The organism is Streptomyces sedi (genome assembly GCF_006335015.1).
In the GTDB taxonomy this organism is placed as follows: domain Bacteria; phylum Actinomycetota; class Actinomycetes; order Streptomycetales; family Streptomycetaceae; genus Streptomyces; species Streptomyces sedi.
In genome coordinates this window covers 49,557-68,934 of sequence record NZ_VDGT01000018.1, presented here as the reverse complement: position 1 = coordinate 68,934, position 19,378 = coordinate 49,557, and the positions used below count along the sequence as shown (strand labels likewise).

Annotated in this window: 15 protein-coding genes; 7 read left to right on the top strand and 8 right to left on the bottom strand. The window is 74.7% G+C overall.

Going from position 1 to position 19,378, the window contains the following annotated elements; all coding sequences use genetic code 11:
- Positions 1-27: 27 nt before the first annotated feature.
- The 3 genes from FH715_RS21345 to FH715_RS21335 all read left to right on the top strand — a co-directional run bounded on the left by FH715_RS21345 (position 28) and on the right by FH715_RS21335 (position 4,403).
- Complete coding sequence (locus FH715_RS21345; RefSeq protein ID WP_139647930.1) at positions 28-1,635, top strand: ABC transporter permease; 1,608 nt, start codon at positions 28-30, stop codon at positions 1,633-1,635.
- A 40-nt stretch (positions 1,636-1,675) separates the two neighbouring features.
- On the top strand, positions 1,676-2,716 hold the full coding sequence (locus tag FH715_RS21340; protein WP_139647789.1) for an ABC transporter ATP-binding protein: 1,041 nt from the start codon (positions 1,676-1,678) through the stop codon (positions 2,714-2,716).
- Positions 2,717-2,801: 85 nt separating this feature from the next.
- Positions 2,802-4,403, top strand: coding sequence for a family 10 glycosylhydrolase (locus FH715_RS21335; protein WP_139647787.1), 1,602 nt, complete (start codon positions 2,802-2,804; stop codon positions 4,401-4,403).
- A gap of 74 nt (positions 4,404-4,477) precedes the next feature.
- Here the strand turns inward: FH715_RS21335 and FH715_RS21330 are convergent, their stop codons facing one another.
- Positions 4,478-5,605: a hypothetical protein gene (locus tag FH715_RS21330; protein WP_139647785.1), complete on the bottom strand. Its 1,128-nt coding sequence runs from the start codon at positions 5,603-5,605 to the stop codon at positions 4,478-4,480.
- Positions 5,587-6,309, bottom strand: a complete 723-nt coding sequence (locus tag FH715_RS21325; protein ID WP_139647783.1) for an ABC transporter ATP-binding protein — start codon at positions 6,307-6,309, stop codon at positions 5,587-5,589. The genes FH715_RS21330 and FH715_RS21325 overlap by 19 nt, the downstream gene beginning before the upstream one ends.
- Before the next feature lie 368 nt (positions 6,310-6,677).
- Here FH715_RS21325 and FH715_RS21320 point away from each other — a divergent pair, with 368 nt between their 5' ends.
- Positions 6,678-8,111 (top strand): gamma-aminobutyraldehyde dehydrogenase, encoded by a 1,434-nt coding sequence (locus tag FH715_RS21320; RefSeq protein ID WP_139647781.1) that lies wholly within the window; start codon positions 6,678-6,680, stop codon positions 8,109-8,111.
- Between the two features lie 76 nt (positions 8,112-8,187).
- Here the strand turns inward: FH715_RS21320 and FH715_RS21315 are convergent, their stop codons facing one another.
- Both FH715_RS21315 and FH715_RS21310 read right to left on the bottom strand, forming a co-directional pair.
- The gene (locus FH715_RS21315) at positions 8,188-8,889 is read right to left on the bottom strand and encodes a glycerophosphodiester phosphodiesterase (protein ID WP_139647779.1); all 702 of its coding nucleotides are present in this window, start codon (positions 8,887-8,889) and stop codon (positions 8,188-8,190) included.
- Positions 8,877-9,929, bottom strand: coding sequence for an adenosine deaminase (locus FH715_RS21310; RefSeq protein ID WP_139647777.1), 1,053 nt, complete (start codon positions 9,927-9,929; stop codon positions 8,877-8,879). The genes FH715_RS21315 and FH715_RS21310 overlap by 13 nt, the downstream gene beginning before the upstream one ends.
- Positions 9,930-10,047: 118 nt before the next feature.
- Between FH715_RS21310 and FH715_RS21305 the strand changes: the two genes are divergently transcribed.
- A complete protein-coding gene (locus FH715_RS21305) occupies positions 10,048-11,091 on the top strand; it encodes a hypothetical protein (RefSeq protein ID WP_139647775.1) in 1,044 nt (347 codons plus the stop codon).
- Between the two features lie 163 nt (positions 11,092-11,254).
- Positions 11,255-11,776: a hypothetical protein gene (locus tag FH715_RS21300; protein ID WP_246108876.1), complete on the top strand. Its 522-nt coding sequence runs from the start codon at positions 11,255-11,257 to the stop codon at positions 11,774-11,776.
- Positions 11,777-11,798: 22 nt separating this feature from the next.
- Here the strand turns inward: FH715_RS21300 and FH715_RS21295 are convergent, their stop codons facing one another.
- From FH715_RS21295 to FH715_RS21280, 4 genes are all read right to left on the bottom strand, one after another.
- Complete coding sequence (locus FH715_RS21295) at positions 11,799-12,305, bottom strand: hypothetical protein (protein ID WP_139647773.1); 507 nt, start codon at positions 12,303-12,305, stop codon at positions 11,799-11,801.
- A gap of 2 nt (positions 12,306-12,307) precedes the next feature.
- On the bottom strand, positions 12,308-13,648 hold the full coding sequence (locus FH715_RS21290) for an AAA family ATPase (protein ID WP_139647928.1): 1,341 nt from the start codon (positions 13,646-13,648) through the stop codon (positions 12,308-12,310).
- Positions 13,649-13,833: 185 nt separating this feature from the next.
- A complete protein-coding gene (gene gabT, locus FH715_RS21285; RefSeq protein WP_139647771.1) occupies positions 13,834-15,192 on the bottom strand; it encodes a 4-aminobutyrate--2-oxoglutarate transaminase in 1,359 nt (452 codons plus the stop codon).
- Between the two features lie 137 nt (positions 15,193-15,329).
- Positions 15,330-16,676: an ABC transporter ATP-binding protein gene (locus FH715_RS21280; RefSeq protein ID WP_139647768.1), complete on the bottom strand. Its 1,347-nt coding sequence runs from the start codon at positions 16,674-16,676 to the stop codon at positions 15,330-15,332.
- A gap of 451 nt (positions 16,677-17,127) precedes the next feature.
- On the opposite strand from FH715_RS21280, the gene FH715_RS21275 reads away from it, so the two are divergent.
- On the top strand, positions 17,128-19,296 hold the full coding sequence (locus FH715_RS21275; protein ID WP_246108875.1) for a type IV secretory system conjugative DNA transfer family protein: 2,169 nt from the start codon (positions 17,128-17,130) through the stop codon (positions 19,294-19,296).
- Positions 19,297-19,378: the final 82 nt, after the last annotated feature.

Here is a 19,378-nt window from a genome sequence, read left to right as displayed (position 1 = left end):
CGTTCCGCCCTGGTCAGGGGCGCGCTGCTGGTGGCGCCCCTGCTGTTCTTCGTCGTCTTCTTCGGCTACCCGGTGACCGCGATCGTCGGGCGCGGGCTGCGGGAGGACGGCGTCTGGCGGTTCGGCCGGCTGACGGAGGTGCTGGGGGACCCGGGAACGCTCCGGGTCCTGTGGTTCACCTGCTGGCAGGCGGCGGCCTCCACCGCGTTGACGCTGGCGCTCGCGCTGCCGGGCGCCTATGTCTTCGCGCGGCTGCGGTTCCCGGGCCGGCGGGTGCTGCACGCGGCCGTGACCGTGCCGTTCGTGCTGCCGACGGTGGTGACGGGCGCGGCGTTCCTGGCCCTGGTGGGGCGGGGCGGGGTGCTGGACGACGCGTTCGGCGTCCGGCTGGACGACGGGGTGTGGGCGATCCTGCTGGCGCACGTCTTCTTCAACTACGCGGTGGTGGTGCGCACCGTCGGCGGGCTGTGGGCGCAGCTGGACCCGCGGCAGGAGGAGGCGGCGCGGGTGCTGGGCGCCGGGCGCCTGGCCGCGTGGCGGCGGGTGACGCTGCCGGCGCTGACGCCTTCGGTCGCGGCGGCGGCGCTGATGGTCTTCCTCTTCACCTTCACCTCGTTCGGGGTGATCCAGATCCTGGGCTCGCCTGGCCGGGCGACGCTGGAGGTGGAGATCTACCGGCAGACGGCGCAGCTGCTGCGGCTGGACACGGCCGCCGTGCTCACGTTGGTCCAACTGGCCGCGGTCGTCGCGCTGTTGGTGACGCACCGGCTGGTGACCCGGCGGCGGGTTGGCGCGCTGCGGCTGGTCGATCCCGCGGGCACGGCGCGTCCGCCGCGCGGTTGGGTGCAGTGGACGGCGCTGGGCGGGGTGCTGGCGACGGTGGCGCTGCTGCTGGCGCTGCCGCTGGGCGTGCTGGTGGAACGGTCGTTGGCCGGCCCGGACGGCTACGGGCTGCACCACTACCGGGCGTTGGCGCACGCCGACGGGACGTTTCTGGTGGCGCCGGCGGAGGCGGTGGGGAACTCGCTGCGGTTCGCCGCCGCGGCGACGGCGATCGCGCTGCTGGTCGGCGGCTGCGCGGCCGTCGCGCTGACCCGCCGGGCCGGGCGGCTGACCAGGGGGTTCGACGCGCTGCTGATGCTGCCGCTCGGCACCTCCGCGGTGACCGTCGGCTTCGGCTTCCTGATCGCGCTGGACGAGCCGCCGCTGGATCTGCGGTCGTCGTGGGTGCTGGTGCCGTTGGCGCAGGCGCTGGTGGGCGTGCCGTTCGTGGTGCGGGTGCTGGTGCCGGTGCTGGGGGCGGTGGACGAACGGCTGCGGGAGGCGGCGGCGGTGCTCGGCGCCTCGCCGTGGCGGGCCTGGCGTGCGGTGGACCTGCCGCTGGTGTGGCGTTCGGCGCTGGTGGCCGCGGGCTTCGCGTTCGCCGTCTCGCTGGGCGAGTTCGGCGCCACGGTCTTTCTCGCGCGGCCCGACGAGCCGACGCTGCCGGTCGCGGTCGCCCGGCTGCTGGGGCGGGCGGGGGCGGAGAACTACGGGCAGGCGATGGCGCTGAGCGTGGTGCTGATGCTGGTGTGCGCGGTGACCCTGCTGTCGCTGGAACGGTTGGCGCCGAGCCGTTCCGCCGGAACCTTCTGAGCGTCGGAACCCTCTGACGCGGCGGGAAACGGAGAACGGGATGAGCCTGCTGGAACTGGACGGGGTGCGCGTGCGCTACGGCGCGCGCGCCGCGCTGGACGGCGTGCGGCTGTCGGTGGCCGAGGGCGAGGTGGTCTGCGTGCTGGGGCCGAGCGGCAGCGGCAAGTCGACGCTGCTGCGGGCGGTCGCCGGGCTGACGCCGGTGGACGAGGGCGCGGTGCGGCTGGCCGGTCGCGACCAGCGCGGGGTGCCCGCGCACCGGCGGGGTCTTGGGCTGATGTTCCAGGACCACCAGCTGTTTCCGCAGCGCGACGTGGCCGGCAACATCGCCTTCGGGCTGCGGATGCGGCGGCGGTCACGTGAGGAGGCGGCGGGTCGGGTGGCCGAGCTGCTCGACCTCGTGGGGCTGCCGGGCGCCGGGCGGCGCGCCGTGGCCTCGCTCTCCGGCGGGGAGCAGCAACGGGTGGCGCTGGCACGCGCGTTGGCGCCCGATCCGAGGCTGCTGATGCTCGACGAGCCGCTGGGGCAGCTCGACCGGGACCTGCGCGAGCGGCTGGTGGTGGAGCTGCGGCAGCTCTTCGCCCGGCTCGGCAGCACGGTGCTGGCCGTCACCCACGACCAAGGGGAGGCGTTCGCGCTGGCCGACCGGGTGGTGGTGATGCGCGACGGGCGGGTGGTGCAGGTCGGGGCCCCGGTCGAGGTGTGGCGGCGGCCAGCCGACGCGTTCGTGGCGCGTTTCCTCGGCTTCCGCAACGTGACGCCGGCGCACGTCGACGCGGAGGGGGCGCGCACTCCCTGGGGCGCGCTGCCGGTGCCGGCAGGCACCGCGCCGGGGGCGCGGACCGTGCTGGTGCGGCCCTCCGGGGTGCGGCTGACGCCGCCGGAGGGAGCGCCGTTGACGGGCGAGGTGACGGCCCGCACCTTCCGGGGCGACCATGTGCTGCTGCTGCTCGAACCCGGGGGCGGCGCACCGCCGTTGGAGGCGTCCTGCCCGCTGCGCGCGGCGCCCGAGGTGGGAGAACGGGTCGGGGTGCGCTTCGACCCGGAGGAGATCGTGGCGCTGCCCGATCAACTTCCATAAAAAGGTGAAAGTTTTCGTCTATGCGGGCTGCTCCTGGCGAAGTAAATTGTCGGCGCAGTCGTCAACTCCCCCTGGAGAAACCCGCATGAGACGGACCCTGCTGACCCCCCTCGCCTGCGTCGGCGTCCTGCTGGGCGGCCTCGCCGCGGCCGGCCCCGCGGCGGCCGACGAGCCCCGGGCCGGCGAGCCCCGGGCCGAGGAGCCGGCGCCGGAGCAGTGGCGCGGCTACTGGGTCGACGCCTTCAACGAGGGCATCTACACCCCCGAGCAGGTCAGCACGCTGATCGAGGACGCCGAGGCGATCAACGCCAACGCGCTGATCGTGCAGACCGCGCGCCGCTACGACTGCTTCTGCAACCGCGCGCTCTACCCGCGCACCGACGCGGCGATCGACCCCGCGCCCTACGACCCGCTGGACGAGGTGATCCGCCAGGCGCACGCCGCCGACCTGGAGGTCCACGCCTGGGTGAACGTCAACACCCTGTGGAACTCGGCGACCCCGCCCACCTCGCCCGACCACGTCTACCACCAGCACGGCCCGAGCGCCGAGGGCGCCGACCGCTGGCTGAACCGGCAGGCCGACGGCACCGAACTCGTCGGCGCCAACACCTACATCGACCCCGGCCACCCGGACGCCGTCGACTACGTCGAGTCCGCGATCCGCAGCATCGTGCGCGAGTACGACGTGGACGGCGTCAACCTGGACTACGTCCGCTACCCCGACGGCAGCGCGGAGACCACCCACAGCGACTGGGGCTACAACGAGGTGTCACTCGCCAGGTTCCGGGCCGCCACCGGCCGCGACGACGTGCCGGCCCCCGACGACGCGGCCTGGAGCGACTGGCGCCGGGACCAGGTGACCAACCTGGTGCGCCGGATCTATCTGGGCGTCTGGGAGGAGAACCCCCGGGCGCGGCTGTCGATGGACGCCATCACCTACGGCAACGGGCCGAGCGCCGTCGGCGGCTTCGAGGAGACCCGCACCTACCGCGAGGTGCTCCAGGACTGGGCCGGCTGGCTCGACGAGGGGATCATGGACACGGTCGTGGCCATGAACTACAAGCGCGACTGGCAGCCGGACCAGCGGGCGATGTTCGCCGAGTGGTCCGAGTTCCTCGCCGACGTCCAGGGCGACCGGCAGGCCGTCAACGGGCCCGCGCTCTATCTCAACTCCGTCGCCGACAGCCTCGCGCAGGCCCGTCTCGCCCTCGCCCCCACGGCCGCCGGCAACACCGTCGCCGGCTGGAGCGGATACGCCTACGCCAGCCCCTCGATGGACGTGCCCGACACCTCGGCAGCCGAGGAACGGGCCGCGCTCGCCGAGGCGTTGACGACGGGACCCGAGGCGCCGTTCGCCGGGGACGCCCGGGTGCCGGAGATGGAGTGGAAGGACGCGCCCGCCGAGGGCCATCTGACCGGCGCGCTCGCGCTGCGCGACGGCGCCCCGCTGGACGGCGCCGAGGTCACCCTGGTGCCGCTGGGCGCCGGGGAGCGACGCTCGGCGGTCGCCGACGGCTCCGGCTGGTTCGGCTTCGCCCATGTGCCGCCAGGCCACTACCTGGTGCGCGTCGACCCGCCCGAGGGCACGGTCGGCGTCCCGGTGCTGCCGGCCAGGGTCCGCGCGGGCGGGATCGCCGAGGTGGAGTTCCCGCCGTATCTGGCGCTGCCCACCCGCCCCGGGAGCTGACGTCACCCTCCCCTGACCGCTCCCGCGCACGGCGGCGGCCCCCGAGCACGCTCGGGGGCCGCCGTCCGTGCGTCTCAGGCGCCGGCCGCCAACAGCAGCAGCTCGGCGACGCACCAGCTCAGCGGCGCGAAGACAGCCGCGAGCGCGGCGCCCCGCAGCGCCGCCGCCGCGCGCAGCGTGCGGCGCGGGGTGCCCACCCGCGCCAGCGCGGCCAGCGCCTCGCTCCGCTCGCCCCGCAGCTGCTCCGTCACGGTCACGACGCTGCCCGCCGCCGCCACCAGCACCACCGCCGTGCCCAGCGCGCCGAAGAACCCGAACTCGCCGAGCGCGCCCAGCCGTTCGGCCGCCAGCACCGCGGCGACCGCCACCGTCAGCGCGCCCACGGGGCGGCCCAGCCGCCGCGCCTCGTCGGCCAGGCCCCGTCCGGCCAGCAGCCGCAGCGCCGACGGCTGGCCGAAGGCCAGCGCCCGCCCGCACAGATAGCTCAGCGCCGGCGCGGCCAGCACCACCCCGACCCCGATCAGCAGCCAGCCGCCCACCACGCCGAACGGCACCGTGTCCAGCGGCTCCGGCAGCGGCAGCCAGCCGCGCCCCGGCTCCGCCGCCGGCTCGCCCGCCAGCGTGCCGAGCGCGAGACCGCCGGCGATCATCGCCGTCCCCCACGGCAGCCCGGCCGGCGCCGGCATCGGCGCCCCCGCGCCGCGCACCGCGAGCGCCGAGGCGCCGGCCGCCGTCGCCGGCGCCACCGCCAGCAGCGTCATCGCGGCGCCCAGCGGCAGCGAACCGCCGCCGTTCAACGGCCCGACGGCCGCCCCGTCGAACGGCAGCCGCGACAGATCGCCCCGCAGCTGGAGGAAGACCAGCAGCGCCAGCACGCTGCCGACCAGCCCCGCCACCGCCGTGGAGAGCGCCGCCAGCAGCGGCAGCCTGGTGCGGCCGAGCCCGGCCGCGTGCAGCCCGGAACGGGGCAGCCCCGCCGGGTCGGCCCGCGCGACGGCCACCGCGAGCTGGGCGGTGAAGGCCAGCGGCACCGCGCACCACAGCAGCCGCAGCGCGCCCAGCCGGCCGTCGCCGGGATGGGCCGCGGCGCCCGCCAGGGCGCCCAGCAGCAGAAAGCCGACGCCCGCCGTCGCGCCCGCCAGCAGCAGCCGGCGGGCCAACGTCGCGGGTTCTGAGCCTCGGGCTAGCCGGAGAGCGAGCATGGCACCCCGTCCTCCTCCACGGTCTCGGCGGCGGTCGCCCGCCCGTCCTCCAGCGCGACGCACCGGTCGGCGAGCGTCGCCACCTCGGGGTCGTGGCTGGCCAGCACCACCGTGATCGCGTGGGTGCGGCCCGCCGTGGTCAGGGTGCGCAGCACCTGCGCCCGGTCGGCGCGGTGCAGCGGCGCCGTCGGCTCGTCGGCGAAGAGCACGTCCGGCTTGTGCGCCAACGCCCGTGCGATCGCGACCCGTTGGCGCTGCGCCTGGCGCAGCGCGCCGGGCCGCAGCCGGGCGCAGTCGGCGATGTCCAGCCGCTCCAGCCACTCGGAGACGGTCCGGCGCGCCTCGCGCCCGCCGACGCCGGAGAGCAGCAGCGGCAGCGCCGCGTTCTCCCAGGCGGTCAGCTCGGGCACCAGCTGGGGGGTCTCGCCGACCCAGCCGAAGCGCTCCCGGCGCAGCCGGTCCACCGTCGCGGGGGCGAGCTGGTGGACGGGGACGCCGTTGAACCACACCTCGCCGGCGTCGGGCCGCAGCTGCCCGGAGAGGCAGCCCAGCAGCGTGGACTTGCCGGCGCCGCGCGGCCCGGTGACGGCCAGGATCTCGCCCTGCCGCACCCCGAGGGAGACGCCGAGCAGCGCGGGGGAGCCGCGGTGGGCGTGCTCCAGATCGCGCGCCCAGAGGACTTCTTCGTTGTCGGGTGGGGCCATGTTCGGGGCACCTTCCGCTGGGTTCGCCGACCGCCGCCCGCCCCGTTCGCCGGAACGAGGGCACGCCGGCCGTGTCCGACACCCTGCACGCTGACACAGCGCCGCCTCCGAACATCATCCGACGCGTCGGATGATGCGAGTAATCCACCGGACGGTGGACAACGCGCCCGGGGCCCGGCGGTCGACAGCGGGGAGGGCCCGGCCTTCGGGCGGAAGAAGTTTCTCGCCAAGGGGGTCGGACGCATGGTTCTTCCGGCCGCGGGGCCCGTTCGGCGTCGGATCTCTCGCTCGCGCGCTGTCGCGCGGCGGGGACCTGGGGCTAGGGTGAACGTTCCACGGCAACGGAGTCGGAAGTCAGGAGGGCCGGTGTGACCACCGAGACGCGTCGGGTCAGGAACCACATCGACGGGGAGTTCCGGGAGGCCGCCGACGGGCGGACCAGCGAGGTGATCGACCCGACGACGGGCGCCCCGTACACCACGGCGCCGCTCTCCGGCGCGGCCGACGTGGACGCCGCGATGGCGGCGGCCGAGGCCGCCTTCCCGGCCTGGCGGGACGCCACCCCGGCCACCCGGCAGCTGGCGCTGCTGCGGATCGCCGACGCCTTCGAGCGGAACGCCGACGAGCTGCTGGCCGTCGAGTGCCGGGACACCGGCAAGCCGCTGGAGCTGACCCGGGCGGAGGAGCTGCCGCCCATGCTGGAGCAGATCCGCTTCTTCGCCGGCGCCGCCCGGATGCTGGAGGGCAAGGCCGCCGGCGAGTACATGGAGGGGCTGACCTCCTTCGTGCGCCGCGAGCCCGTCGGGGTCTGCGCCCAGGTCGTGCCGTGGAACTACCCGCTGATGATGGCGGTCTGGAAGTTCGCCCCGGCGCTGGCCGCCGGCAACACGGTGGTGATCAAGTCGTCCGACACCACCCCCGCCTCCCTCTCCTACGCCGCCGAGCTGATCTCGGAGATCCTGCCCAAGGGCGTCTTCAACGTGCTCAGCGGCGACCGCGAGACCGGCAGGCTGATGGTGGAGCACCCGACGCCGGCGATGGTCTCCATCACCGGATCGGTCCGTGCCGGCACCGAGGTCGCCACCAGCGCGGCTGCCGAACTCAAGCGCGTGCACCTGGAGTTGGGCGGCAAGGCGCCCTGTGTGGTCTTCGAGGACGCGGACCTCGCGGCGGCCGTCGAGGGCATCAGGGACGCCGGCTTCTTCAACGCCGGCCAGGACTGCACCGCCGCCAGCCGCGTGCTGGTGCACACCTCGCGCTACGACGAGTTCGTCGCCGCCCTGACCCAGGCCACCGCCGAGGTCAGCACCGGGGACGTCGCCGACCCCGACTGCTTCTACGGCCCGCTCAACAACGCCGACCACCTCGCCAAGGTCAGCGGCTTCGTGGAGCGGCTGCCCGCCCACGCCAAGGTCGCCACCGGCGGCCACCGGGTCGGCGAGCAGGGCTACTTCTACGCGCCGACCGTGGTGGTGGACTGCGAGCAGGACGACGAGATCGTCCAGCGCGAGGTCTTCGGCCCGGTGATCTCCGTGCAGCGCTTCGGCGACGAGGAGGAGGCGGTCGCCCTGGCCAACGGCGTGGAGTACGGCCTGGCCTCCTCCGTCTGGACCCGCGACCACGCGCGGGCCATGCGGATGTCCAGGACGCTGGACTTCGGCTGCGTCTGGATCAACACCCACATCCCGCTGGTCGGCGAGATGCCGCACGGCGGCTTCAAGAAGTCCGGCTACGGCAAGGACCTCTCCGCCTACGGGCTGGAGGACTACACGCGCGTCAAGCACGTGATGACCGCGCTCTGAGCCGGCCGTCCGGAGCCGGCTGAGGGGGCGCGGGGTGATCCGCCCCGCGCCCCCTCAGCGCGCCCGTGGCGCGGGATCAGTCCTCGCGCCGTTCCTCGTCCAGGACGGCGCGCAGCGTGCCGATCCGGTTGCTCATGACCATCGTGACGCCCAGGTCGCGCAGCCTTCGCATCACGCGCCGGCTGTCGGCGGTCCACGCCGCCACCTGGTAGCCGGCGTCCGCCGCGCGTTCCACCGTCTCCCGATCGACCAGCCCCAGACGGTAGTTGAGCCAGCGCGGCCGGACCTCGGCCAGCAGCGACGGCCTGGGCGGCCCGGTGCGCTTCCAGGTCAGCGCGATCTCCACGTCCTGGTCGACCCCGCGCACCGCGCGCAGCGCCCCCGGGTCGCCGCAGTACCAGACACGCGAGCCGTGCCCGGCCGCCCGCACCGCCTCGGCGACGAGCCGCGCGTGGACGGCGGACCGTTCCGGCAGGTCGAGCACCGCCCGCACGCCCAGCTCGGCGCAGTGCGCCAACGCGGCCTCAAGCGTCGGCACCCCGCCGCCGGTCAGCTCCCGCACCCGCGCCGCGCTCACCGCCGCCACCCGCACCGGATGGCCCCACAGCCGCTCCAGCGTGGCGTCGTGGACCACCACCGGCACCTCGTCCGAGGTCAGCCGCACGTCGAACTCCACGGCCCGCGCCCCGGCCTCGGCCGCCGAGGTGAACGAGGGCAGGGTGTTCTCCCGGACGCGGTAGGGGTCGCCCCTGTGGGCGACCGCGATCACGCCACCCATGCGGCGAGGTGGGCGTCGATCTCGGCGAGCAGCGTGGCCTGGCCGGCCGGGTCGAGGAACGACGCGGTGACCGCGTTCCGCGCCAGGTCGGCGACCCCGGCGGCGTCCAGGCCCAACAGCCGGGCGGCGACCAGGTACTCGCTGTTCAGGTCGGTGCCGAACATCGGCGGATCGTCGGTGTTGATCGTCACCCGCACCCCGGCCTCCACCATCGCCGGCAGCGGGTGCGCGGCCAGCGAGGGGACGGCGCCGGTCGCCACGTTCGAGGTCGGGCAGAGCTCCAACGGCACGCCGGTGCGCGCCAGATGGGCCAGCAGCTCCGGGTCCTGGGCCGCGCTGGTGCCGTGGCCGATCCGCTCCGCGCGCAGCGAGCCGAGCGCGTCCCAGACGGTCTCCGGCCCTGTCGTCTCCCCGGCGTGCGGCACGCTGTGCAGCCCCGCGGCGATCGCCTGGTCGAAGTGCGGCTTGAACAGCGCGCGCGGCCAGCCCCGCTCGGGGCCGCCGAGCCCGAACGAGACCAGCCCCGCGGGCTGTTGGTCCAGCGCCAGCCGCAACGTTCCGTCCGCCGCCGGGATCCCCAGCTCTCCCGGGATGTCGAAGCACCAGCGCAGCACCACGCCCAGCTCGCGCTCCGCGCTCACCCTGGCGTCCTCGATCGCCTCGACGATCGCCTCGTCCGGGATGTCGCGCAGGCCGAACGAGTAGGGCGTGACGGTGAGTTCGGCGTAGCGGATGGACTGCCTGGCCATGTCCCTGGCGACCTCGTAGGTCAGCATCCGGATGTCGTCCTGGGTCTGGATCAGCTTGACGACCGAGACATAGACCTGGATGAAGTGCGCGAAGTCCCGGAAGGTGAAGTAGTCGACCAGCAGCTCGGGGTCCTTGGGCACGGGCGAGTCGGGGTGTCGGGCGGCCAGCTCGGCGACGATCCTGGGCGAGGCGGAGCCCACGTGGTGCACGTGCAGTTCGGCCTTGGGCAACCCGGCGACGAAGCGGGCCAGATCACCGCCGACGGCGGGGGCTTCCGGTGCTTGTGACACAACACCCTCCTGGGAGACGGACGTGATCACATCGTAGGCCGGGACCGGTCCGGGGGCGGGGCGGGGACGATGGCCCCCGGCTGGCCGTAGGCTGGGCGCAGGCGAACGTGGAGGTGCCGTGACCGCTGACCAGCAGCCCGATCCGAGCCGGCCGAAGGCCGATGAGGCGCCCAGGACCCCGCCGCCGCCGTCGCTGCCGGCCGGCGGCCGGGGCACCCCGCCGCCGGGCTCGCTGCCGCCTCCGCCCCCGCAGGGCCCGCCGCCGCCCGTTCCCGCCGCGCCGTTCGCCGGGCCCCCGTTCCCCGGACCGCCGGTCACCGGAGCGTTCCCCCAGCAGCCGCCGGGCCCGCCCGGCTACACCCAGCCCGGCTTCGCCCCGCCCGGCTTCGCCCAACCGGGCTTTCCCCAGCAGGGTTTCGCGCCCTGGCCCCCGGCTCCGCCCCGCGGGCCGCGGAACGCCACGGGCGCCTTCGCGCTGGCGCTCGGCGTGGGCGCCGCCGCGCTGTGCTGGACCTTCTACCTCAGCCCCCTCGGTCTGCTGCTCGGGCTGCTCGCGGTCGGCTGCGGGCTGGTCGGCTCCGGCCGCGCCAAGCGCGGCGCGGCCACCAACCGGCGGGTGGCGCTCGGCGGCATGTGGATCGGCTCGGGAGCCGCGGTGGTGGCTGCCGTGCTCTCCGTGCTGCTGGTGATCGAACTGTCCCGCTACGTCGAGGTGGAGAGCCGCGTCGGCTCGGACTATCTCGCCGTGCCGGGCGACGAGGTGGTCTACGCCGACGGGCTGGTCGTCCGCCTCGCGCCGCTCGGTGGCGACGGGCTCCGGGGGCAGGTGACCGTCACGCTGATCAACGAGTCCGACGGCGACATATCCCTCACCGGCGACGCGCTGCGGGCGTTCACCGGGGAGGGCATGCGGCTGGGCGACGTCCACCGCGCCGGCGACGGGCCGGACTCGGTGCGCTCCGGCCAGTCGGTTGAGGTGGTCTACCTCGTGACGCTCGGGACGGAAACGGGCGGAATCGCCGTCGACTACCGGCCCGACGACGACTACGACTGGGCCTTCTGGCACATCGACCGGAGCGGCGGGTTCGACCGCGAGCCGACCGATCCCGACACCGGTCCCGACACCGAGGACGGGCCGCCGGGCGAGAGCCTGGACGTCTGACCGCTTCCCGCCGCCCCGTCCGCCCGCGAAGTGACGGAGGTTACGCCCGACGCCCGCCCGAGTTCGCCGAAGTCGCGTAAGGATCGCGCCGTTTCCCCCTCTCACCGCCAAGGAACGAGAGGGCCCCGACGGACGCCGGGGCCGGCGGCAGAAGGGACGCGGGATGAGCGGCGAGGCACGGTCGGCACTGGAGTGGCTGGCACTGGCGGCACCGAGGCCGGCGATCTGCCGGTGGGAGTGGGAGCACAGCCAACAGGGCGTGGCGCTGCTCCCCGCCGGGCGGCGGTGGGACGTGCTGATCCTGCCGGGCGGGCTGGGGATGACCACGTTGGACGTGCTGGTCCACGTCACCGGCCGACCGGGGCCGGTCCTCGCCGACCAGGAACGGCGCCGCGTCGGCTTCTTCGTGCCGCCCGGCACCGCCGCCCGCTGGCTCGGCACCGGGGTGCGGGCGGCGGGCTCCGGCAGCTGGATCGTGGTGCCGCACCCGGAACGCTCCGTCCCCGCCGCCCACTGGCTGGTCCGCCCGGACGGCTCCGGGATGCTCAACGACCCCGCCGTCCTGGAACTGGCCATGCACGAGGCCGCCGCCCTCGTCGCGACCCCCGCCCCCGGCGACCCCGACCCGACCCACGACCGCGCCCCCGAGCATCCCCCGCCCGGCACCCGCGGCCCCGCCCACTGAGCCGCGCCGCGCGGGGAACCGCTCAGGTCAGCCTGGCCCACGTCCCCATGGTCGCCTCCAACGTCCAGATGCGGACGTCGGCCCGTGCCCGTGACGCGTACAGGTCCCGCTCCGCGACGATGCTCAGATCCCCGGTGCCGAGCTGCTGGCGGACGGCGTGTTCCGCCAGATCCATGCCCGTGGTCCCGCCGTGGCACAGGGAGGTGAGAAAGGCACCGTCCCAGGTGCGTTCGTGCAGTACCCACGGCGCCTCGCCCCGGGCGGTCTTGAGCAGCAGCGACCTGAGGTGGAGGGCGCGGTCCCTGCGGGCCGCGCCGTCCTTGATCTGGAAGACGTGGTTCCCCGTCTCGACGATCGTGGCCGTCGGCAGAACGAACCGCACGCCGGCCTTCAACCGGGCGTCCATCTCCGCGAGGACCTCGGCGCGCCGCGCGTTCCTGTGGGGCACGTCCAGGAACTCGACGAGCACCGAGGTGTCGAGGAACTCGACCACCGGAAGGGGGAGTGCGGGCTGGCGCTGTCTGCTCACGGTCACAGACTCCTCAGGAAGTCCTCGACGCTGGTGACGCCGGCGTCACGCGGGCTGACCGCCTCGGACAGGCGTCCCCTGGACATCGCGTCGCCCAGGTCGCCCGCCGCCAACAGCTCCACATAGCGGGGGAGTTCGGTCAGGCGCCGCAACACGCTCTCCCCGGAGTCCGGGGCCCGGGCGCAGACGACGACCCCGGCGTGGTCCTGTGCGTCCAGGGAGTTGAGCAGCGCGGGACTGTGGGTGGTGAGGAGCACGTCGACGTCGCGCCGATCGGACTCCTCCTTCATGAGGCCCAGCACGCGCGCCGCCTGCGTCGGGTAGAGGCCGTTCTCGATCTCCTCGATCACCAGGTGGCGTTGGGGGGAGGCCCCGGCCTGGCCGGCGTCGGAGACGGGCGCGGTGAGCAGCGCCGTGCCGAAGGCCAGGAAGCGCAGCATCCCGTCGCTGAGAAGCCGCGCCGGCACCTCGTGTTCCCGGCCGTGGTACCCGGCCTCGCGCAGCACCAGCTGCACGTCGCCCAGCGAGGTGCCCACGCGGCTGATCCCGCGCACGGGGTACTCGGGCATCCCCGCCACCAGGGCGGTGAGCCGGTCGAACGCGGCCGGATCGTCGGTGCGCAGTGCGTCGACGGCCGCGCTCAGGTTGTCGGCGCTGCGGCGGAGCGCCGCGTCGCGCGCGTTGACATAGCGCCTCATCAGATGGGGCACCGGGTCGAGCGGGAAGACCGAGCGGAGTACGTCGAGAACGAGCTGCGCGGCGCGGTGCACCAGCCGGGTCGCCTCCGTGGTCGCCGGGAGCCGCACGGGCACCTGGCCGGTGAGCAGCCGATCGGCGGGGAAGGCGACGCCCGGGTCGGCCCCGCGCTGCCCGTTGAAGTAGCGCCCCTGGAGATCGCCGCTGCCGCGATCCGGCGGGGCGCTGGCGAGCAGCGTACGACCGGCGGTCAGGCGGCGACCGCCGTAGCGCACGCCCTCGACGGCCGTCAGCCGCTCGCTGAGGACCCGCACCTCGGGCCGCACGGCGATCTCCACGTCGAGGTCGAAGATCTCGTCGCCGGAACGCACCCGGCAGCCCAGCCGGAACGCGTCGCTGCCCCACGGGGCGCACCCCTCCGCGCCGCCCCGCACCGGCTCGTCGCCCTCGCTCCGCGGCCCGTCCAGCGCGTCGCGCACCGGGTCGCCGAGGGCCAGGCGGGAGAGGACCAGCAGCCCGTCCAGCGCGTTGGACTTGCCGCTGCCGTTGCGTCCGACGAGCACGGTGAGGTCGTTCAGCGGCAGGCACTGGTCGGTGAAGCTCTTGAAGGAGGTCAGGCGCACCTCCTCCAGCCGGGGAGTCTCCACGGGCACCTCTCTCGTTCTCGCTCCGTGCCCGGCTCCGAACGGCGGCCCGCTTCCGGGCCCTCACGACGGTTCGTCATCCGTCAGCTGACGAGACCGGGCGTGGCCAGTCTAGGGACCGGCGACGAACGCCGCGTCCTCCCGCCGGGGGCGGGACGCGGCGTTCCGGAGCGGCTCGCCGGTTCGGGTCACAGCGCGGCGAAGGCGTCCTCCAGGATGTCCAGGCCCTCGGTCAGCAGCTGCTCCTCGATCACCAGCGGGGGCAGGAAACGGGCGACGTTGCCGTAGGTGCCGGTGGTCAGCAGCAGCAGGCCGGCCTGGTGGCAGCGGGCGGCGAGGGCGGCGGTGGCGGCGGGGTCGGGGTCCTTGCCGCCGGGCTTGACCAGCTCGACGGCGAGCATCGCGCCCCGGCCGCGCACGTCGCCGATGGCCGGGAAGCGCTCTGCCATCGCGCGCAGCCTCGGCAGCATGATCTCCTCGATCCGCCGCGCCCTGGCCGGCAGGTCCAGCTCCCGCATCGTCTCGATCGAGCCGAGCGCCGCCGCGCAGGCGACCGGGTTGCCGCCGTAGGTGCCGCCGAGACCGCCGACGTGCGCCGCGTCCATGATCTCGGCGCGGCCGGTCACCGCCGCAAGCGGCAGCCCGCCGGCGATGCCCTTGGCCGTGGTGACCAGGTCGGGCACCAGGCCCTCGTCCTCGGAGGCGAACCACTGGCCGGTGCGACAGAAGCCCGACTGGATCTCGTCCGCCACCAGCACGATCCCGTGCTCCCTGGCGAACTCCGCGATCCTCGGCAGGAATCCGCGCGCCGGCACGATGAAGCCGCCCTCGCCGAGGATCGGCTCGACCACGATCGCGGCGGTGTTGTCCGGGCCGACCTGCTTGGTGATCTGCTCGATCACCTGCGCCGCCGCCTCCTCGGCGCACCGTTCGGGGCCCGTCAGCCAGCGGTACGGGTAGGCCATCGGCACCCGGTAGATCTCGGGGGCGAACGGCCCGAAGCCGTGCTTGTAGGGCATGTCCTTGGAGGTGAGCGCCATCGTGAGGTTGGTGCGGCCGTGGTAGCCGTGGTCGAAGACCACCACCGCCTGCCGCCCGGTGTGGTAGCGCGCGATCTTGACCGCGTTCTCCACCGCCTCGGCGCCCGAGTTGAGCAGCACCGACTTCTTGGCGTGGTCGCCGGGCGTCAGCCGGGCCAGCTCCTCGCAGACCTCCACGTACCCCTCGTAGGGGGCGACCATCGCGCAGGTGTGGGTGAACCGCGTCAGCTGCTCGGTCGCGCGGCGCACCACGGCCTCCGCGCTGTTGCCCACCGAGGTGACGGCGATGCCGGACCCGAAGTCGATCAGCGCGTTGCCGTCGACGTCCTCGACGATCCCGCCGCCGGCGCGCTGGACGAAGACCGGCATCACGGTGCCGATGCCGTCGGCCACGGTCGCCCGCTTCCGCTCCATCAGCTGCCTGGAGCGCGGTCCCGGGATCTCGGTGACCAGCCGGCGCTTCTGGGGGAGTGCGGGTCCTCCGGTCAGTTCGGTCGGGTCGCTCATGATGGGACTCCTCGTCGCGAAGGGGCTACATCGGGCACTCCCCGGCAGGCTAGGTTCTCCCCGGCGCCGTGGGCACGCACCACCACGGAGTCAACGCGTCGCGGTTTTGGCCACTTCGTCGTGCGGCGGTGACGCCCTCAGCCCCGCTGCTGCCCGGCGGGGCCCCGCGGGCGCGCGGGGCAGATCCGCCGGCCCTCGGAGTCGAAGACATACATCCGGTCGAGGTCGATCAGCAGCGGAACGCGTTCGCCCAGCCGGGGTCTGAGGTCGGCGTCGCAGCGCACCACCAGCCCGTCGTTGACCCGGCCGGCGGCCGTGGGCGGCGGCGTCTCGGCGGCCGGCGGCTCGTCGTGGCCGGGCGTCCGCGCGGCGTCCGCGCCCCGGGTGAGATAGCGGCCGACGAGCCGCCGCAGCGGCGAGCCGCGGCGGGGGCGCGTGCCGCGCCTGGCCGGCGGGCGCGGCGCCTCAAGACCGTCGACGCGCGCCGGGTGCGCCCCCGTGGAGACGTGTACCAGCGACTCGTGGCCCTGGAACTCCACGTGCTGCACCACCCCGTTGAGCAGCGCCTCCGTCGGGGACATCTCCTGGGGGCTGGCGATCCGCGCCGCCTCCGAGCGCAGCCCCACCGTGATCTCCTTCCCCATCTGCACCCGCAGCATCTGGTGGTCGGGGGAGAGCGGCTGCGGCAGCTGGATGCGCTGGGTGCCGAAGTCGATGTTGAGCCGCCCGTCCAACGGCGCGTGCACGGCGGCCCGCAGCAGGTTGATCCGGGGGGTGCCGACGAACGCGGCGACGAACACGTTCTCCGGATGCTGGTAGACCTCCCGCGCGTCGCCGACCTGCTGGAGCACCCCGTCCCGCATCACCGCGACGCGGTCGCCGAGCGACATCGCCTCCGACTGGTCGTGCGTCACATAGACGGTGGTGACGCCGAGATGACGGGTCAGGGTGGCGATCTCGGCCCGCAGCCGGGTGCGGAGCTTCGCGTCGAGGTTGGAGAGCGGCTCGTCCAGCAGGAACGCCGACGGGCGCCGCACGATCGCGCGGCCCATGGCGACGCGCTGCCTCTCCCCGCCGGAGAGCTGGCCGGGGTAGCGGTCCAACAGGTCCTCGATGCCCAGCAGTCGGGCCGCCTCCTGCACCTGGTGGGTGGCGTCGCGCCTCGGTGACTCGATCTTCAGCGGGAAGCCGATGTTCTGCGCGCCCGTCATGTTCGGGTAGAGCGCGTAGTGCTGGAAGACCATCGCCAGCCGGCGATCGCCGGGCGGCAGGGCGTTGGCCTGCTCGCCGTCGAGCAGCAGTTCCCCGGAGCTGATCTCCTCAAGACCGGCGATCATCCGCAGCACCGTCGACTTGCCGCAGCCCGAGGGGCCGAGCAGGACCAGGAACTCGCCGGGCGCGATGTCGAGCGACAGCCGGTTCACGGCCACGACGTCCCGCGGGTAGACCTTGGTCACGTCTCGCAGGGAGATGGCGCGCGTCATGCCGTTCCGCCCGTTGATGTCCGTGTGTTCGATGTGGGGGAGGAACGTAGCGCACCGGATGCCGCAGCGGAACGGTTTCGCGCAAGTTACCGCCCCGCATATTCGCCGACCCGAGCCCGCTTCCGGTCGGGGCGCCGGGCCGCTGCACTAGATTGGTCGCGGAGCAGGGTCGTGCGGCGGCCGTCCTGGCGCGGCGGCCACTCCGTCACGACGTCAACCCACGCGCGCGGCGCGGCGCTTGGCATCATGGGGGACTGTGAACAGCGACGGCACACGGGAACCACGGCCCACGCCCGGACAGGCGCCGGGCGCCGCGCCGGTGGTTCCGCCACCGCCGGGCGCGCCACCCGCGCCACGACACTCCCCGGACGAGGCCGAACTCGCCCCGCTCCAAAGGTGGTTGCGCCTCCCGCGCCCCGCCGCCCGCCCCGGGGTGTGGCGCACGGGGCACGTGCCGAGGCAGCCCGAGGACCCGGACCGCCTCACCGACCGGGAGCTGCACGGCGGCGCGCTGCTGGCGGCGCTGACGGCGTGGCTGGTGTGGTCGCTCTACGTCAACACCAGCCTGTTCTCCTGGGTCTTCGCGCCGCTCGACTGGCTGGGCGCGCGCGGCACGTTCCTCGGGCCCTACCTCTACGAGCAGCTGCTCTTCTGCGGGCTGCTCTACGTCTTCGGCCGGATGGGCAACGCGCCCCGGCTGTGGCGCCGTTGGCGTCCGGCCGTGCTGCGCTTCTGGTCGGGCCGGCCCGACATCGAGCGCCAGGACCCCAAGGTCACGCTGCGCGCCGTCGCGGCCCTCGCCGTGGCCTGGGTCGTCTGGGAGCTGAGCTACGCGGGCGTCTGGCTGTTCTGGCTGGACCCGTTCTACGGGATGGTGCCCGACAGCTGGTGGCAGCCGGAGGACAGCACCGCCTACACCGTCGCCTACAACGTCTACTACCTGCTCTACGCCCTCGTCCTGCTGGCGCTGTGCGGCGTGCTCGGCGGCTGGCGCGCCGTGCTGCGGCGCTTCCCGCCGGCGCGGTTCACCGGAGCCGACGTGGCGGGCAGCGAGCGGGAGCGCGCCGAGGTCGCGCGGCTGACGGAGTTCACCGAGCTGCGCGCCGGCGGCGCGGAGCGCTCCGCCGAGCTGCTGCGCGCCGAGGTGGCGGCCGGCACGATGAGCGACCTGGACTACGCCCGCATCCAGCGGGCCTGGCGCGCCGTGGTGGCCAGGCCGACGGAGCTGCCCGCGTTCAACGACGCGGTGGCCGAGGACGGCGCCGGCGCTTTCGTCCACCCGTCGGGCGACCGCGACCTGCCGGTGCGGGCCGCCCGGCACGACCTGCTCACCCGCCAGGTGCGGATCGGCACCGCCGTCGACGAGGAGCGCAACGCCTACGAATACCGGGGCGTCGACGTCGCCCTCGACCCCGCCCTGCTGGGCACCTCGCTGCTGGCCGTCGGACCCCCCGGCTCCGGCAAGACCGGCCGGGTGGTGCGGCCCGTGGTGGAGTCGCTCTGCCTCCAGGCGCTCACCGGCCAGGCCGCCGTGGTCGCCGTCGGCAGCGCGGCCAGCGGCCTCGGCCCGGACGCGGCGTTCGACATCGTGGTGCGGGTCGGCGACCCGGCGGGCACCCACCAGCTGGCGCTCTACGGCGCGGCGACCGACACCGACGAGGCGGCGACGCTGCTGGCCGAGGCGCTGCTGGGCGGCACCCCTGCCGAGACCAGGGACGCGTCAGCCGCGCTGGTCCAGCTGATCGGCCCCTACCACGCCGCCTACGGCCGGCTGCCCGGCGTGCCCGAGCTGCGCGCCATGCTGGACGGCGCCCCGGCGCTGCTGGCGACGCTGCGGGAGGACCTGGCGCTGGCCGGCGCCCACGACCAGCAGCGCGAACTCGACGCCAGGGAACGGGCGGCGACCCGCCTCGACGACCCGGGCAAGCCGCTCGCCGACCGGCTGGCCGTGCTGGACCGGGCCGGCTTCTCGGCGGGCTCGGGCGGGCGGACGTTCTCCATGGCGACGCTGACGCACCCGCTGCGGGTGCGGGTCGACCTGCCGGCCACCGGCCACGCGGAGGCCGGGAGGATCATCACCCGACTGCTGCTGGCGCAGTTCACCTCGGCCGTGGTCAACCGCCCGGACCGTTCCCTCTTCGCCACGCTGGTGCTCGACGACGCGACCGCCGCCGTCACCGCCGGCACCGTGCGGGGGCTGGCGCAGCTGCGTGCCGCCAACGCGGGCGCGGTCCTGGCGCTGCGGACGCTGGACGACGTGCCCTCCGAACTGCGGGCGGGGCTGCTGGGCGCGGTCGGCTGCCGGATGGTGTTCGCCGGCGTCACCACCTGGGACGCCGAGCACTTCGCGCACGTCTGGGGCACCGCGTGGACCGAGGACCAGGACGTCACCAAGACGCCGGACCGCACCGGCGGCATCGTGCGCAAGACGGTGCGCGGCGTGCGCAGGCTCTTCACCGGCCAGGACACCACCACCGACTCCGTGACGGTCCGCAGGGTCGAGCGGCAGCGCTGGTCGGCCTCCGAGCTGGCCCACCGGGTGCCGCCCCGGCACGCGGTGCTCTCCACCACCTCCGCCGCGGGCGAGCCCGGCCCTCCCGTGCTCGTGCGGCTCGGCTGACGTGCCCGGCCGCTCTCGCCCGCGAACGGCCCTGACCGGCCACGATACGGTTCCAGTGACGCGCACCCGGCTGCCCCAAGGT

Bases quoted from the DNA above. Each gene is read 5' to 3' on its own strand.
- FH715_RS21340 (WP_139647789.1), top strand. From the start codon at position 1,676: ATGAGCCTGCTGGAACTGGACGGGGTGCGCGTGCGCTACGGCGCGCGC.
- FH715_RS21335 (WP_139647787.1), top strand. From the start codon at position 2,802: ATGAGACGGACCCTGCTGACCCCCCTCGCCTGCGTCGGCGTCCTGCTG.
- FH715_RS21330 (WP_139647785.1), bottom strand. From the start codon at position 5,605: ATGCTCGCTCTCCGGCTAGCCCGAGGCTCAGAACCCGCGACGTTGGCC.
- FH715_RS21325 (WP_139647783.1), bottom strand. From the start codon at position 6,309: ATGGCCCCACCCGACAACGAAGAAGTCCTCTGGGCGCGCGATCTGGAG.
- FH715_RS21315 (WP_139647779.1), bottom strand. From the start codon at position 8,889: ATGGGTGGCGTGATCGCGGTCGCCCACAGGGGCGACCCCTACCGCGTC.
- FH715_RS21300 (WP_246108876.1), top strand. From the start codon at position 11,255: ATGAGCGGCGAGGCACGGTCGGCACTGGAGTGGCTGGCACTGGCGGCA.
- gabT (WP_139647771.1), bottom strand. From the start codon at position 15,192: ATGAGCGACCCGACCGAACTGACCGGAGGACCCGCACTCCCCCAGAAG.
- FH715_RS21280 (WP_139647768.1), bottom strand. From the start codon at position 16,676: ATGACGCGCGCCATCTCCCTGCGAGACGTGACCAAGGTCTACCCGCGG.